General features: G+C 55.0%; 13 protein-coding genes and 1 tRNA gene. All 14 read right to left on the minus strand.

Annotated features, from left to right (window positions below):
- Positions 1–266 (minus strand): GTP-binding protein (locus tag BMZ32_RS19170; protein WP_244154020.1); only part of this gene is annotated, 266 nt, incomplete at its 3' end.
- Positions 267–296: 30 nt separating this feature from the next.
- Entirely contained in the window at positions 297–2,402 is a 2,106-nt protein-coding gene (gene fusA / locus BMZ32_RS19175; RefSeq protein ID WP_090245128.1) for an elongation factor G, read from the minus strand.
- 30 nt (positions 2,403–2,432) lie between these two features.
- Positions 2,433–2,903 carry a 30S ribosomal protein S7 gene (rpsG, locus tag BMZ32_RS19180; protein WP_090245131.1) on the minus strand — a complete coding sequence of 157 codons (471 nt, stop codon included), beginning with the start codon at positions 2,901–2,903 and terminating at the stop codon, positions 2,433–2,435.
- A gap of 119 nt (positions 2,904–3,022) precedes the next feature.
- The gene (gene rpsL / locus BMZ32_RS19185) at positions 3,023–3,394 is read right to left on the minus strand and encodes a 30S ribosomal protein S12 (protein WP_003463319.1); all 372 of its coding nucleotides are present in this window, start codon (positions 3,392–3,394) and stop codon (positions 3,023–3,025) included.
- Between the two features lie 153 nt (positions 3,395–3,547).
- A complete protein-coding gene (gene rpoC / locus BMZ32_RS19190) occupies positions 3,548–7,747 on the minus strand; it encodes a DNA-directed RNA polymerase subunit beta' (RefSeq protein ID WP_090245137.1) in 4,200 nt (1,399 codons plus the stop codon).
- Positions 7,748–7,811: 64 nt separating this feature from the next.
- On the minus strand, positions 7,812–11,885 hold the full coding sequence (rpoB, locus tag BMZ32_RS19195) for a DNA-directed RNA polymerase subunit beta (protein ID WP_090245140.1): 4,074 nt from the start codon (positions 11,883–11,885) through the stop codon (positions 7,812–7,814).
- Positions 11,886–12,104: 219 nt separating this feature from the next.
- The gene (gene rplL / locus BMZ32_RS19200; protein WP_090245142.1) at positions 12,105–12,470 is read right to left on the minus strand and encodes a 50S ribosomal protein L7/L12; all 366 of its coding nucleotides are present in this window, start codon (positions 12,468–12,470) and stop codon (positions 12,105–12,107) included.
- Between the two features lie 79 nt (positions 12,471–12,549).
- The gene (rplJ, locus tag BMZ32_RS19205; RefSeq protein ID WP_090245144.1) at positions 12,550–13,050 is read right to left on the minus strand and encodes a 50S ribosomal protein L10; all 501 of its coding nucleotides are present in this window, start codon (positions 13,048–13,050) and stop codon (positions 12,550–12,552) included.
- A gap of 199 nt (positions 13,051–13,249) precedes the next feature.
- Complete coding sequence (gene rplA / locus BMZ32_RS19210) at positions 13,250–13,945, minus strand: 50S ribosomal protein L1 (protein ID WP_090245147.1); 696 nt, start codon at positions 13,943–13,945, stop codon at positions 13,250–13,252.
- Positions 13,945–14,376: a 50S ribosomal protein L11 gene (rplK, locus tag BMZ32_RS19215; RefSeq protein WP_090245149.1), complete on the minus strand. Its 432-nt coding sequence runs from the start codon at positions 14,374–14,376 to the stop codon at positions 13,945–13,947. Before rplK ends, rplA begins: the two co-directional genes overlap by 1 nt.
- Positions 14,377–14,492: 116 nt before the next feature.
- Positions 14,493–15,026 (minus strand): transcription termination/antitermination protein NusG, encoded by a 534-nt coding sequence (nusG, locus tag BMZ32_RS19220; protein WP_090245152.1) that lies wholly within the window; start codon positions 15,024–15,026, stop codon positions 14,493–14,495.
- A gap of 9 nt (positions 15,027–15,035) precedes the next feature.
- Positions 15,036–15,404 (minus strand): preprotein translocase subunit SecE, encoded by a 369-nt coding sequence (secE, locus tag BMZ32_RS19225; protein WP_090245156.1) that lies wholly within the window; start codon positions 15,402–15,404, stop codon positions 15,036–15,038.
- 43 nt (positions 15,405–15,447) lie between these two features.
- Positions 15,448–15,523 (minus strand) — tRNA-Trp (locus tag BMZ32_RS19230).
- Between the two features lie 54 nt (positions 15,524–15,577).
- A partial coding sequence (locus tag BMZ32_RS19235) for an EF-Tu C-terminal domain-related protein (protein WP_244154021.1) occupies positions 15,578–16,282 on the minus strand: 705 nt, incomplete at its 5' end.

Here is a 16,282-nt window from a genome sequence, read left to right on the forward strand (position 1 = left end):
ACATAGTCAGCGTGACCTGGGCAGTCAACGTGCGCGTAGTGACGAATCGAAGAGTTGTACTCAACGTGCGCAGTATTGATGGTGATACCACGAGCCTTCTCTTCCGGGGCGCTGTCGATCTTGTCGAAAGCAACAACGGCGCTACCGAAAACTTCGGAGCAGACGCGAGTCAGAGCGGCGGTCAGCGTGGTCTTACCATGGTCAACGTGACCGATGGTGCCAACGTTGACGTGAGGTTTGCTACGTTCAAATTTTTCTTTAGCCACGACAATTAACTCCTTGCCTAAAGGGCTGAATCAGCCTTGTTTTTTGGTTACAGATTCGACGATATGCGACGGAGCTGTATTGTATTTTTTGAATTCCATAGAGTAGCTTGCGCGACCCTGAGACATGGAACGGACGTCGGTTGCATAACCAAACATCTCGCCTAGCGGAACTTCGGCGCGAATAACTTTGCCGGAGACCGTGTCTTCCATACCCAAGATCATGCCGCGACGGCGGTTAAGATCGCCCATCACGTCACCCATATAGTCTTCAGGGGTAACAACTTCTACCGCCATGATCGGCTCGAGCAATTCACCGCCACCCTTTTGGGCCAGCTGCTTGGTTGCCATCGAAGCCGCTACCTTAAACGCCATCTCGTTAGAGTCGACGTCATGGTAAGAACCATCGAACACGATCGCCTTCAGGCCGATTAGCGGATAGCCGGCAACAACACCGTTCTTCATCTGCTCTTCGATACCCTTCTGGATAGCCGGGATGTATTCCTTCGGAATCACACCACCGACCACTTCGTTTACGAATTGCAGACCCTCCTGACCTTCATCAGCAGGAGCAAAACGAATCCAGCAATGACCGAACTGACCACGACCGCCGGACTGACGAACGAACTTACCTTCGATTTCACAGTTCTTCGTGATGCGCTCACGATAGGAAACCTGAGGCTTACCAATGTTGGCTTCGACGTTGAACTCACGACGCATGCGGTCGACCAGGATATCCAGGTGCAACTCGCCCATGCCGGAGATGATGGTCTGGCCAGTCTCTTCATCGGTCTTGACGCGGAAAGATGGATCTTCTTGAGCAAGCTTGCCCAGAGCGATACCCATTTTTTCCTGGTCATCCTTGGTCTTAGGCTCTACGGCAACCGAGATAACCGGCTCCGGAAAGTCCATACGAACCAAGATAATTGGCTTGTCAGCGTTGCACAAAGTCTCACCAGTGGTGACGTCCTTCATGCCGATCAAAGCTGCGATGTCGCCAGCGCGCACCTCTTTGATCTCTTCACGGGCGTTTGCGTGCATTTGCACCATACGACCCACACGCTCTTTCTTGCCCTTGACCGAGTTGATAACACCGTCGCCGGAGTTCAACACGCCCGAGTAAACACGAACGAAGGTCAGCGTGCCCACGAATGGGTCAGTAGCGATCTTGAACGCCAGCGCCGAGAACGGCTCACTGTCGTCTGCATGACGCTCCAGCTCGATAGTCTCGTCATCTGGGTCGGTACCCTTGATGGCAGGAATATCGCTTGGCGCAGGCAGGAAATCGATAACCGCGTCGAGAACAAGCGGAACACCCTTGTTCTTGAAGGAAGAACCACAAACAGCAAGAACGATCTCACCAGCGATAGTACGCTGACGCAGAGCGGCCTTGATTTCCTCGTTGGTGAGTTCCTCACCCTCAAGGTACTTGTTCATCAGCTCTTCATTGGCTTCGGCTGCAGCCTCTACCATGTTACCGCGCCACTTCTCAGCTTCTTCCAGCAATTCAGCCGGAATGTCTTTACGAACAGGAAGAGTACCCTTGTTCGCATCATCCCAATAGACAGCTTGCATGTTGATCAGATCAATCTGACCCTGGAAGTTGTCTTCAGAACCGATAGCCAACTGAATCGGCACGGGAGTGTGACCGAGGCGCTGCTTAATCTGAGCTACTACACGCAGGAAGTCCGCACCAGCACGGTCCATCTTGTTTACGTAAACAAGACGTGGAACGCCGTACTTGTTGGCTTGGCGCCATACAGTTTCCGACTGAGGCTCAACACCCGAGGTGCCGCAAAACACAACGACAGCGCCGTCGAGTACACGCAGGGAACGCTCAACTTCAATGGTGAAGTCTACGTGGCCCGGGGTGTCGATGACGTTGAAGCGATGCTCATCTTTGTATTGCTTCTCAGAACCTTTCCAGAAGGCAGTGATAGCAGCAGAAGTAATGGTAATACCACGCTCCTGCTCCTGCACCATCCAGTCTGTGGTCGCGGCGCCATCATGCACCTCGCCCATTTTGTGGCTTTTGCCAGTGTAAAAAAGGACGCGCTCAGTAGTGGTGGTTTTACCAGCATCCACGTGAGCCACGATACCAATGTTACGGTAGCGATTAATCGGGGTAATACGAGCCATAAAGCCCTCGCAAATTTAGAAGCGCAAAAATTAGAAGCGGTAGTGCGAGAAAGCCTTGTTGGCCTCAGCCATACGGTGCACGTCTTCACGCTTCTTAACTGCAGCACCTTTGCCTTCAGCGGCATCCATCAACTCACCAGCTAAGCGCAGAGCCATAGACTTCTCGCCGCGTCTGCGGGCGTAATCTACCAACCAGCGCATGGCAAGAGCATTACGACGGGACGGACGAACTTCGACCGGAACCTGGTAAGTAGCACCGCCTACACGGCGCGACTTCACTTCGACCAGCGGAGCGATGGCGTCGAGAGCTTTCTCGAAGATTTCCAGGGGATCGCTGTTCTTGCGCTCTTTAACCTTCTCCAGGGCGCCATAAACGATACGCTCGGCAACGGCTTTCTTGCCGCTTTCCATCACGTGGTTCATGAACTTGGCCAGGATTTGGCTTCCGTATTTTGGATCATCAAGCACTTCGCGCTTGGCTGCTACACGACGTCTTGGCATTTGATAAGCCCTCAAACGGTCTTCAGGTTAGCCCGGGACTGCACCACAGAGGGTGGACGCCCGACCTTACTCTTATCGACTCAGAAAAATAGAAACTCGTTATTCAGTACTAGCGGCTATTACTTCGGACGCTTGGTACCGTACTTCGAACGACCCTGCTTACGGTCTTTAACGCCGGAAGTATCCAGCGAACCGCGCACGGTGTGGTAACGAACACCTGGCAAGTCTTTTACACGACCGCCACGAATCAGTACGACGCTGTGCTCTTGCAGGTTGTGGCCTTCGCCGCCGATGTACGAGGAAACCTCGAAACCGTTGGTCAGACGCACACGGCATACTTTACGCAGTGCCGAGTTAGGTTTTTTCGGCGTAGTGGTATACACGCGAGTGCACACACCACGACGCTGCGGGCAGTTCTGCAGCGCAGGCACGTCGGATTTCTCGACGATACGCTTACGCGGCTGACGTACCAGCTGGTTGATAGTTGCCATCTTAAGCTCCACTGTTGTCTTGCGACGCTATTACCCTACATAAACAAAATGGCAGAGCACGTGCCCTGCCAAATTTAGGGGTGCATGAGTCTAATGAGACTCACCGCCCCAGTCAAGACAAAGCCCCGCTACCGAAGTAGCAGGGCTTTGTACTTAATTACCGCTGGAGTTGAGCGCTTCGGTCAGTGCAGCTTCCACTTCACTGGCACTAACGCGTACTGGCTTGTCTGCTTCACGCTTGCGCTTGCGCTCAGCGTGGTAGGCCAAACCGGTACCGGCCGGGATCAAACGACCCACAACCACGTTCTCTTTCAAGCCGCGCAAGTAGTCGCGCTTGCCAGTAACCGCAGCCTCGGTAAGAACCCGAGTGGTTTCCTGGAAAGAGGCCGCCGAGATAAACGACTCGGTGGACAACGACGCCTTGGTAATACCCAACAGTACGCGGTTGTACTTGGCAATGAACTTGTCGTCTGCAGCCAGACGCTCGTTCTCACCCAGCACCGCTGTCAACTCCATCTGGTCGCCCTTGATGAAGGTGGAATCGCCCGACTCAGCCACTTCAACCTTGCGTAACATCTGGCGCAGGATGGTTTCGATGTGCTTGTCGTTGATCTTCACGCCCTGCAGGCGGTACACGTCCTGGATCTCGTTGACGATGTACTTGGCCAGCGCACTAACACCCAGCAAACGCAGGATATCGTGCGGATCGCTCGGACCGTCGGAGATGACTTCACCCTTATTGACCTGCTCACCTTCGAACACGTTCAGGTGACGCCACTTCGGAATCAGCTCTTCGTAAGCATCGCTGCCATCATTTGGTGTGATGACCAGACGACGCTTACCCTTGGTTTCTTTACCGAAGGCGATGGTGCCGCTGATTTCTGCGAGGATCGACGCTTCTTTCGGGCGTCGCGCTTCGAACAGGTCAGCAACGCGCGGCAGACCACCGGTGATGTCACGGGTTTTCGATGTCTCTTGCGGGATACGCGCGATAACATCACCCACGCCCACTTGAGCACCGTTCGCCACACCTACCAGGGCGTTAGCCGGCAGGAAATACTGAGCCATTACGTCGGTACCTGGCAGCAGCAGATCCTTACCATCTTCACCCACCATCTTCACGGCAGGACGGATGTCCTTGCCGGCAGCCGGACGATCTTTCGGATCGAGGACTTCGATGTTGGTCAAACCCGTCAATTCGTCGGTTTGACGCTTGATGGTGATGCCTTCTTCCATGCCCACGTAGGTCACGGTACCTTTCATTTCGGTAACGATAGGGTGGGTGTGCGGGTCCCACTTGGCGACGATTGCGCCAGCATCGACCTTGTCGCCTTCCTTCACGGAAATCACAGCACCATACGGCAGCTTGTAGCGCTCACGCTCACGACCGAACTCGTCGGCAATCGCCAGCTCACCGGAGCGGGAAACCGCCACCAGGTTGCCGTCGAGACGCTCAACGTGCTTGAGGTTGTGCAGACGAATCGCACCACCGTTCTTCACTTGTACGCTGTCAGCAGCCGAGGTCCGGCTGGCCGCACCACCGATGTGGAACGTACGCATGGTGAGTTGGGTACCCGGCTCACCAATCGACTGGGCAGCGATAACACCAACTGCTTCACCGATGTTGATCTGGTGGCCACGAGCCAGGTCGCGACCATAGCACTTGGCGCAGATGCCGTAGCGCGTTTCACAGCTGATCGGCGAACGCACGATTACTTCGTCGATACTGTTCAGCTCGATGAACTCAACCCACTGCTCGTCGACCAAGGTGCCAGCCGGCACGATGACGTCTTCGGTGCCAGGCTTGAATACGTCACGGGCAATGACTCGACCCAGAACGCGCTCACCCAACGGCTCTACAACGTCGCCGCCTTCAATGTGCGGCGTCATTAGCAGGCCGTGCTCAGTGCCGCAATCGATTGCAGTCACTACCAGATCCTGTGCCACGTCAACCAGACGACGGGTCAGGTAACCGGAGTTAGCGGTTTTCAACGCGGTATCCGCAAGACCTTTACGAGCACCGTGCGTGGAGATGAAGTACTGCAGTACCGACAGACCTTCGCGGAAGTTCGCGGTGATCGGCGTTTCGATGATCGAGCCGTCCGGCTTGGCCATCAGACCACGCATACCGGCGAGCTGACGGATCTGCGCAGCAGAACCCCGCGCGCCGGAGTCGGCCATCATATACATCGAGTTAAACGACTCTTGTTCAACAGTATTGCCATCACGATCAACCACTTTCTCTTTCGAGAGGTTAGCCATCATCGCTTTGGATACTTCGTCGTTGGCCTTGGACCAAAGGTCGATCACTTTGTTGTACTTCTCGCCCTGGGTTACCAGGCCGGAGGCGTACTGCGATTCGATCTCTTTAACTTCCTCGGTGGCAGCGTCAATGATGCGCGCCTTCTCATCCGGGATCACAAAGTCGTTCACACCGATCGACACACCAGAGATGGTCGAATAGGCAAAACCGGTGTACATCAGCTGGTCGGCAAAGATCACGGTGTCTTTCAAGCCAACGGTGCGGTAGCACTGGTTGATCAGCTTGGAGATCGCCTTCTTCTTCATCGAATGGTTGACCACGTCATACGACAGGCCATCCGGTACGATTTGGAACAGCAGCGCACGGCCGACAGTGGTATCGACAATACGGGTGTTCTTGGTGATGGTGCCGTCACGGTCCTTGATCACTTCGTTGATGCGCACTTTTACGCGAGCATGCAGCGAGGCTTGGCCGCCACGGAAAACCCGGTCAACTTCCTGCAGATCAGCGAATACCCGACCTTCGCCTTTGGCGTTGATCGCTTCGCGGGTCATGTAATACAGACCCAGCACCACGTCCTGGGACGGCACGATGATCGGCTCACCGTTGGCAGGCGACAGGATGTTGTTGGTCGACATCATCAACGCACGCGCTTCCAGCTGGGCTTCCAGCGTTAGCGGTACGTGAACAGCCATCTGGTCACCGTCGAAGTCGGCGTTGTACGCGGCGCAGACCAGCGGGTGCAGCTGAATCGCTTTACCTTCGATCAGAACCGGTTCAAACGCCTGGATGCCCAGACGGTGAAGGGTTGGCGCACGGTTAAGCAGCACTGGGTGTTCGCGAATCACTTCGGCGAGAACGTCCCACACCTCTGGCAGCTCGCGCTCAACCATCTTCTTAGCAGCTTTGATGGTGGTGGCGAGGCCGCGCATTTCCAGCTTGCCGAAAATGAACGGCTTAAACAGCTCGAGGGCCATTTTCTTCGGCAGACCGCACTGGTGCAGACGCAGAGTCGGGCCTACGGTAATTACCGAACGACCGGAGTAGTCCACGCGCTTACCGAGCAAGTTCTGACGGAAACGACCTTGCTTACCCTTGATCATGTCAGCCAAGGATTTCAGCGGACGCTTGTTCGAGCCAGTGATGGCGCGACCACGACGACCGTTATCAAGTAGGGCGTCGACCGCTTCCTGCAACATGCGCTTTTCGTTGCGCACGATGATGTCCGGCGCAGACAGATCAAGCAGGCGCTTCAAACGGTTGTTACGGTTGATCACGCGGCGATACAGATCGTTCAGATCCGAGGTCGCGAAGCGGCCACCGTCCAGCGGAACCAGCGGACGCAGATCTGGCGGCAGAACCGGCAGAACGGTCAACACCATCCACTCAGGCAGGTTACCTGAGCTCAGGAAGGCTTCCATCAGCTTCAAACGCTTGGACAGCTTCTTGATCTTGGTTTCCGAGTTGGTTTGCGGAATTTCTTCGCGCAGACGGCCAATCTCGTGCTCCAGGTCGATCGCGTGAAGCAGCTCGCGAACGGCTTCAGCACCCATGCGGGCGTCAAAGTCATCACCGAACTCTTCGAGGGCTTCGAAGTACTGCTCGTCGTTCAGCAACTGGCCTTTCTCAAGGGTGGTCATGCCTGGATCGATAACGACGTAGCTCTCGAAATAGAGAACGCGCTCGATATCACGCAGGGTCATGTCCATCAGCAAACCGATACGGCTCGGCAGTGATTTCAAGAACCAGATGTGAGCAACCGGCGAGGCCAATTCGATGTGCGCCATGCGCTCACGACGAACCTTGGCCAGCGCTACTTCAACGCCGCACTTCTCGCAAATCACACCGCGATGCTTCAAGCGCTTGTACTTACCGCACAGGCACTCGTAATCCTTTACCGGGCCAAAGATCTTGGCGCAGAACAGGCCATCACGCTCAGGCTTGAACGTACGGTAGTTGATGGTTTCCGGCTTTTTAACTTCACCGAACGACCACGAACGGATCATCTCAGGCGACGCCAACGCAATACGGATTGCGTCGAACTCTTCGACTTGACCCTGGTTTTTCAGCAAATTCAGTAGGTCTTTCAAGGCCTTTCCTCCTGGCGGAGCAGAGAGCGGGCTATGCAGCCGCGCTCTCGATTCGCGTCACGTGTTATTCGGTTTCCAGATCGATGTCGATACCCAGCGAACGGATCTCTTTGATCAGTACGTTGAAGGACTCGGGCATGCCCGGTTCCATACGGTGATCACCGTCCACGATGTTTTTGTACATCTTGGTACGGCCGTTCACGTCGTCCGACTTCACGGTCAGCATTTCCTGCAGGGTGTAGGCGGCGCCGTAAGCTTCCAGAGCCCAGACCTCCATCTCCCCGAAGCGCTGACCACCGAACTGCGCCTTACCACCCAGCGGCTGCTGGGTAACCAGGCTGTAGGAACCCGTGGAACGCGCGTGCATCTTGTCGTCCACCAGGTGGTTCAGCTTCAGCATGTACATGTAGCCAACAGTAGTCGGACGCTCAAACAGGTTGCCGGTGCGACCGTCAACCAGCTGCATCTGACCGCTCTCTGGCAGATCCGCCAGCTTGAGCATGGCCTTGATCTCAGTTTCCTTGGCGCCGTCGAACACCGGAGTGGCCATCGGTACACCGCCACGCAGGTTTTTTGCCAGGTTGAGGATTTCCTGATCGCTCAGCTCATCCAGACTTTCCTGACGACCGCCGATCTCGTTGTAGATCTGCTGCATAAACTTACGCAGCTCGGCGACCTTGCGCTGCTCTTCGAGCATGCGGTTGATCTTCTCGCCCAGGCCTTTAGCCGCAAGGCCAAGGTGGGTTTCGAGGATCTGCCCAACGTTCATACGCGAAGGTACGCCCAGCGGGTTGAGAACGATGTCGACCGGCGTACCGTTGACGTCGTGCGGCATGTCTTCAACCGGCATAATCACCGAGACCACACCCTTGTTACCGTGACGTCCGGCCATCTTGTCACCCGGCTGGATGCGACGGCGGATAGCCAGGTAAACCTTGACGATCTTCAGCACACCTGGAGCCAGGTCATCGCCCTGCTGCAGCTTGCGCTTCTTATCTTCAAACTTGTCGTCGAGCAGCTGACGACGATCGGAAATATAAGCCTGAGCCTTTTCCAGCTGTTCGTTCAGTGCATCTTCAGCCATACGCAGCTTGAACCACTGCCCGCGCTCAAGACCGTCGAGGAACTCGTCGGTGACTTCGGCGCCCTTCTTCAGGCCCGCACCGCCTTCGGCTTTTTTGCCAACCAAGGCGGAACGCAGACGCTCGAAGGTTGCACCTTCGACAATACGGAACTCTTCGTTGAGGTCCTTACGGATCTCGTCGAGCTGGCTCTTCTCGATCGACAGCGCGCGAGCATCACGCTCAACGCCATCACGGGTGAAGACCTGCACGTCGATAACGGTACCTTTGGTGCCAGTCGGCACACGCAGGGAGGTGTCCTTAACGTCGGACGCCTTCTCACCGAAGATCGCACGCAACAGCTTCTCTTCTGGGGTCAGCTGGGTTTCGCCCTTCGGCGTCACTTTACCTACCAGAATATCGCCAGGGCCGACTTCAGCACCGACATACACGATGCCTGCTTCGTCCAGCTTGTTCAGTGCGGACTCGCCAACGTTCGGGATGTCGGAGGTGATTTCTTCCGAACCGAGCTTGGTGTCACGCGCCACACAGGTCAGTTCCTGAATGTGGATGGTGGTGAAACGATCTTCTTGCACCACGCGCTCGGAGAGACAGATGGAGTCTTCGAAGTTGTAACCGTTCCACGGCATGAACGCGACGCGCATGTTCTGACCCAGAGCCAGCTCACCCATATCGGTGGACGGGCCATCAGCCAAGATGTCGCTGCGCTCAACCTTGTCACCTTTGCTCACCAGCGGGCGCTGGTTAATGCAGGTGTTCTGGTTGGAGCGGGTGTATTTGGTCAGGTTGTAGATGTCGACACCGGCTTCGCCCGTTTCGACTTCGTCGTCATTGACGCGCACTACAACACGGCTGGCATCAACGGAGTCAATAACACCGCCACGACGTGCCACGACGCAAACGCCGGAGTCGCGCGCTACGTTGCGCTCCATGCCGGTACCTACCAGCGGCTTGTCAGCGCGCAGTGTCGGTACAGCCTGACGCTGCATGTTCGAGCCCATCAATGCACGGTTGGCGTCATCGTGTTCAAGGAACGGAATCAACGAAGCGGCAACCGAAACCACCTGCTTAGGCGATACGTCCATCAGAGTGACGTCTTCAGGCGCTTTAACGGTGAATTCGTTGAGGTGACGTACGGCCACCAACTCATCAACCAGCTGACCTTTGTCGTTCATGGTCGCCGAAGCCTGGGCGATCACGTGATCGGCCTCTTCAATGGCGGACAGGAACACAATTTCGTCGGTAACAAGGGTGTCTTTCACCACACGGTACGGGCTCTCGAGGAAGCCGTACTGGTTGGTGCGTGCATAGGCTGCCAACGAGTTGATCAGACCGATGTTCGGACCTTCCGGGGTTTCGATCGGGCACACACGGCCGTAATGGGTCGGGTGTACGTCGCGGACTTCGAAGCCTGCACGCTCACGGGTCAAACCGCCTGGGCCAAGAGCCGAAACACGGCGCTTGTGGGTGATTTCGGAGAGCGGGTTGTTCTGGTCCATAAACTGCGAGAGCTGGCTGGAACCAAAGAACTCTTTAACGGCAGCCGCAACCGGCTTGGCGTTAATCAGGTCCTGCGGCATCAAGCCTTCGCTTTCAGCCATCGACAGACGCTCTTTGACCGCACGCTCTACACGTACCAGGCCAACACGGAACTGGTTTTCAGCCATTTCGCCTACACAGCGAACACGACGGTTACCCAGGTGGTCGATGTCATCGACGATGCCTTTGCCGTTACGGATATCAACCAGGGTCTTGAGGACCGCGACGATATCTTCTTTGCTCAGCACGCCCGAGCCTTCAATCTCGGTACGACCGATACGGCGGTTGAACTTCATCCGACCTACGGCCGAGAGATCGTAGCGCTCTGGACTGAAGAACAGGTTGTTGAACAGCGTTTCGGCAGCATCCTTGGTTGGCGGCTCGCCAGGACGCATCATGCGATAAATCTCGACCAGCGCTTCCAACTGATTAGTGGTGCCGTCAATCTTTAAGGTGTCGGAGATGAACGGGCCGCAATCGATGTCGTTGGTGTACAACGTTTCGATGCGCACAACCTGAGCCTTGACCACATTGGCCAAAATCTCGACGTTCAGCTCGGTGTTGCACTCAGCGATGATTTCGCCGGTAGCCGGATGCACGATGGCCTTGGCCGAGGTGCGCCCGATCAGGTAATCGATCGGCACTTCCAGCTCTTTAATACCAGCCTTATCCAGCTGGTTAATGTGGCGAGCGGTAATCCGACGACCCTGTTCAACGATGACCTTGCCCTTATCGTCCAAGATGTCGATGACAGCAATCTCACCGCGCAGGCGATGTGGTACCAATTCCAAGTTGAGGGACTCGCCCTTCACGTGGAATACGTTGGTCGCATAGAACGCGTCCAGCATTTCTTCAGTGCTGTAACCCAGCGCACGCAACAATACCGAAGCAGGCAATTTGCGACGACGGTCAATACGCACGAATACGGCATCTTTCGGGTCGAACTCGAAGTCCAACCAGGAGCCGCGGTAAGGAATAATCCGCGCCGAGTACAGCAGCTTGCCCGAGCTATGCGTCTTACCACGGTCGTGGTCGAAGAACACGCCCGGGGAGCGATGCAACTGGGAAACGATAACGCGCTCGGTACCGTTGATTACGAAGGTACCGTTCTCGGTCATGAGCGGAATTTCGCCCATGTACACTTCTTGTTCCTTGATGTCCTTGATCGCTTTATTCGACGATTCTTTGTCGAAAATGATCAGACGCACTTTCACCCGTAGCGGCACGGCATAGGTCACGCCACGCAGCGTACATTCCTTGACATCAAAAGCCGGCTCGCCCAGGCGATAACCGACATACTCCAGAGCAGCATTGCCGGAATAGCTGATGATCGGGAAAACAGACTTGAAGGCCGCATGCAGGCCAATGTCGCGGAACTGGTCCTTGCTCGCTCCTGCCTGCAGGAATTCGCGATACGAATCCAGCTGGATGGCCAGGAGATAAGGCACATCCATGACATCCGGCAACTTGCTAAAGTCCTTGCGGATACGTTTTTTCTCAGTATATGAGTAAGCCATCAGCGTTCCCCAGCTTGGTCACCTGCTTATTTGGCCCCTCCGACGGGAGTTGCCAGAAACTCTTGCAAACCCTAAGTTTGCACCGCCACATCGGGCGGGGTTTTCACGCCCTAGATCAGCATACGATTAGCCGACCTAGAACGGAAAAAGGCCGGTGGCAAAAGCCACCAGCCATCAGCCTTTCGCTTAACGCTTGGGCTGTAGACGCAAGGTCGTCGCTTACTTAAGCTCGACTTTAGCGCCAGCTTCTTCCAGCGTGGCCTTAGCTTTGTCAGCTGCGTCTTTCGCAACAGCTTCCAGAACGATGCCAGGAGCGCTGTCAACTACAGCCTTGGCTTCTTTCAAGCCCAGACCAGTCAGCTCGCGAACAGCCTTGATCACGTTTACTTTCTTCTCGCCGGCTTCAAGCAACATCACGTTGAATTCGGTTTGCTCTTCAACAACAGCAGCGGCAGCAGCTGGGCCAGCAGCGGCAACAGCAGCGGTAACGCCGAAGGTTTCTTCCATTGCTTTGATCAGCTCAACAACTTCCAGAACAGTTTTCTGGCCGATTGCTTCGATGATTTGCTCGTTAGTCAGAGACATGACTTTAAATCCTGTATTGGGGTGACAGCCTACGCAGCCATCAAATTAAACATATGATTTTGAAAGAATTGACGATGCCTTAGGCAGCAGCAGCTTCTTTCTGGTCGCGAATGGCCGCCAGAGTACGAGCCAGCTTGCTGGTAGCGCCTTGAATCACGCTCATCAGCTTCGCAATGGCTTCGTCACGCGTTGGCAGCGAAGCCAACACATCGATCTCGCTTGCTGCGAGGAACTTGCCCTCAAACGCAGCTGCCTTGATCTCGAACTTATCCTGACCCTTGGCAAAATCCTTGAAAATACGAGCAGCAGCGCCCGGATGGTCCTTGGAGAATGCAATCAGGGTCGGGCCTTTGAACACGTCATTGAGGACGGCATAATCAGTGCCCTCAACAGCGCGCTTAAGCAGGGTATTACGTACAACGCGCACGTATACACCAGCTTCGCGGGCCTCTTTACGGAGTCCGGTCATAGCGCTTACAGTCACACCGCGTGCATCAACCACGACAGCGGACAGAGCGCCTTTGGCAGCCTCGTTGACTTCAGCGACGATGGCCTTCTTGTCTTCGAGTTTAATTGCCACGGGTTTAACTCCTGCTTGTTACCGTTTCATCCTCCCGAAGGTGGATGTCGTTTTGGTGTCTGATTCGGTAAGAATCCGGAGCACCATCTGCGTAGGTTTTAAGTTTAAGGCTTACGCCACCTACGGTCTTGGATAGCCCCCGCAAAGCAGGGACCCCAAAGTGTCGAAACGGCGCAATCGCTTACGCCGCCTCTATGTGTTACGCGTCGAGCGAACCTTGATCAATAATCAAGCCTGGGCCCATTGTGGTGCTCAGGGTGATGCGCTTAACGTAAATACCTTTCGAAGTCGATGGCTTCAGACGCTTAAGGTCCGAAATCAGCGCTTCAACGTTCTGCTTCAGCTTCTCAGCGTCGAAGCCAACCTTACCAACGGAGCCGTGGATGATGCCGTTCTTGTCAGTACGGAAACGTACCTGACCAGCTTTAGCATTCTTCACAGCGGTAGCAACATCAGGGGTAACGGTGCCGACTTTAGGGTTAGGCATCAGGCCACGAGGGCCGAGCACTTGGCCCAGCTGACCAACAACGCGCATCGCATCCGGGGAAGCAATAACCACGTCATAGTTCAGATCGCCGCCTTTCATTTCAGCAGCCAGATCGTCCATACCTACGCGATCAGCACCGGCAGCCAGAGCGGCTTCAGCAGCCGGGCCCTGAGTAAACACGGCAACACGAACGCTTTTGCCCGAACCATTCGGCAGCACGGTAGCGCCACGAACAACTTGGTCGGATTTACGCGGATCAACACCAAGGTTGACAGCGATGTCTACGGACTCGGAAAACTTAACTACAGACAACTCAGCCAGCAGTGCGGCAGCTTCAACAAAGTTGTAAGCCTTGCCTGCTTCAATTTTTTCAGCCGTAGCCTTTTGACGCTTAGTCAACTTAGCCATTACACACCCTCCACGTTGAGGCCCATGCTACGAGCGGAGCCGGCGATAGTACGCACAGCCGCATCCATATCAGCGCCAGTCAGATCGGCCTGCTTAGTTTTGGCGATCTCTTCCAGCTGAGCACGAGTCACAGTGCCAACCTTAACGGTGTTCGGACGAGCCGAACCGCTGGTTACACCAGCTGCTTTCTTCAGAAGGACTGCTGCAGGGGTGCTTTTTGTTTCGAAGGTGAAGCTACGGTCGCTATAAACAGTGATGATCACTGGAGTCGGCAGACCAGGCTCAATACCCTGAGTGCGGGCATTGAACGCCTTACAGAACTCCATGATGTTCACGCCGTGCTGACCCAAAGCAGGGCCTACGGGTGGCGACGGGTTGGCTTGCGCAGCCTTTACTTGCAGCTTGATGTAAGCCGTAATTTTCTTAGCCATGAGCTACTCCAATTCTGGGTTCTAGCGCCTTACGGCTCCCCGGTTATTACCTATTTATCCCAGTGACGACAAAACCCCGCAGCCCAAGGCTGCGGGGTAAGGGATGCTTATGCCAGTTATGCCTTCTCGACCTGACTGAACTCCAACTCGACCGGCGTAGAGCGACCAAAGATAGTCACTGCCACCTGAATTCGGCTTTTCTCGTAGTTAACTTCTTCGACAACACCACTGAAATCGGCAAACGGACCATCAGTCACGCGCACCATCTCACCGGGCTCGAAAAGCGTTTTCGGCTTAGGCTTATCGCCACTATCCGCAACGCGACGCAAAATCGCATCAGCTTCTTTCTCGGTAATAGCTGCAGGCTTATCTGCAGTACCACCAATGAAGCCCATAACGCGCGGCGTATTCTTGATCAAATGCCAAGTCGCCTCGCTCATCTCCATCTGCACCAGCACGTAACCAGGGAAGAACTTGCGCTCGCTTTTACGCTTCTGGCCATTGCGCATCTCTACCACTTCTTCGGTAGGGACAAGAATTTCACCAAATACATCTTCCATACCGGCGAGCTTTACGCGCTCGAGCAACGAGCGCATAACATGCTTCTCGTAACCCGAGTAAGCATGCACAACGTACCAACGCTTAGCCACGGGACACCTTTAACCGACAATCAACGAAACAAGCCAACCAAGCAGGGAGTCTAGCCCCCACAACAGCAACGCCATAACCAAAACAACAGCCACAACAATCAGAGTTGTCTGCGTGGTTTCCTGGCGGGTAGGCCAAACGACCTTACGAATCTCAACACGTGCTTCTTTTGCCAACACCCAAAAGGCCTTGCCTTTTGACGTCTGCAGTGCAATCACGCCAGCCAAAGCTGCAACAACCAGCAATGCCAATACGCGATACAAGATAGGCTCAGCAGAGAAATACTGATTACCAACCACGCCAGTGATTACCAGAGCAGCAACTAAGAGCCACTTCAGCATATCAAAGCGAGAGTCTTTGGCTTCAGCCTTAACATTCATCTACTAGTATCCTGTAAAAAGACGCGCCAAATTCAATTGAATATGGCAGGTCAGGAGGGAATCGAACCCCCAACCTACGGTTTTGGAGACCGTCGCTCTGCCAATTGAGCTACTGACCTAAAAACTGAATCAGGCCGACCATTATGCCGGCCCGATTAAAACAGATCAATCTATTAAGCGATGATCTTGGCTACGACGCCAGCGCCGACGGTACGACCGCCTTCACGAATAGCGAAACGCAGACCTTCTTCCATTGCAATGGTCTTGATCAGGGTAACGGTCATTTGCACGTTATCACCTGGCATTACCATTTCAACACCTTCTGGCAACTCACAGTTACCAGTCACGTCTGTCGTACGGAAGTAGAACTGAGGACGGTAGCCCTTGAAGAACGGAGTGTGGCGACCGCCTTCTTCTTTGCCCAGCACGTACACTTCGGCAGTGAAGGTAGTGTGCGGCTTAACCGAGCCCGGCTTGACCAGAACCTGGCCACGCTCTACGTCGTCACGCTTGGTGCCACGCAGCAGGACACCACAGTTCTCGCCAGCACGACCTTCGTCGAGCAGCTTACGGAACATCTCAACACCGGTGCAGGTAGTCTTAACGGTGTCACGCAGACCAACAATCTCCAGCTCTTCCTGGATCTTGATGATGCCACGCTCGATACGGCCGGTTACCACAGTGCCACGACCGGAGATCGAGAACACGTCTTCGATTGGCATCAGGAACGGCTTGTCGATCGCACGAACCGGGTCTGGAATGTAGCTATCCAGAGTCTCCACCAACTTCTTAACAGCAGTGGTGCCCATCTCGTTGTCGTCTTGACCATTCAGAGCCATCAGCGCAGAGCCGATGATGATCGGCGTATCGTCGCCCGG

The sequence above is a fragment of the Pseudomonas guineae genome (assembly GCF_900113745.1).
Lineage (GTDB): Bacteria > Pseudomonadota > Gammaproteobacteria > Pseudomonadales > Pseudomonadaceae > Aquipseudomonas > Aquipseudomonas guineae.

Bases quoted from the DNA above. Each gene is read 5' to 3' on its own strand.
- fusA (WP_090245128.1), bottom strand. From the start codon at position 2,402: ATGGCTCGTATTACCCCGATTAATCGCTACCGTAACATTGGTATCGTG.
- rpsG (WP_090245131.1), bottom strand. From the start codon at position 2,903: ATGCCAAGACGTCGTGTAGCAGCCAAGCGCGAAGTGCTTGATGATCCA.
- rpsL (WP_003463319.1), bottom strand. From the start codon at position 3,394: ATGGCAACTATCAACCAGCTGGTACGTCAGCCGCGTAAGCGTATCGTC.
- rpoB (WP_090245140.1), bottom strand. From the start codon at position 11,885: ATGGCTTACTCATATACTGAGAAAAAACGTATCCGCAAGGACTTTAGC.
- rplL (WP_090245142.1), bottom strand. From the start codon at position 12,470: ATGTCTCTGACTAACGAGCAAATCATCGAAGCAATCGGCCAGAAAACT.
- rplA (WP_090245147.1), bottom strand. From the start codon at position 13,945: ATGGCTAAGTTGACTAAGCGTCAAAAGGCTACGGCTGAAAAAATTGAA.
- rplK (WP_090245149.1), bottom strand. From the start codon at position 14,376: ATGGCTAAGAAAATTACGGCTTACATCAAGCTGCAAGTAAAGGCTGCG.
- secE (WP_090245156.1), bottom strand. From the start codon at position 15,404: ATGAATGTTAAGGCTGAAGCCAAAGACTCTCGCTTTGATATGCTGAAG.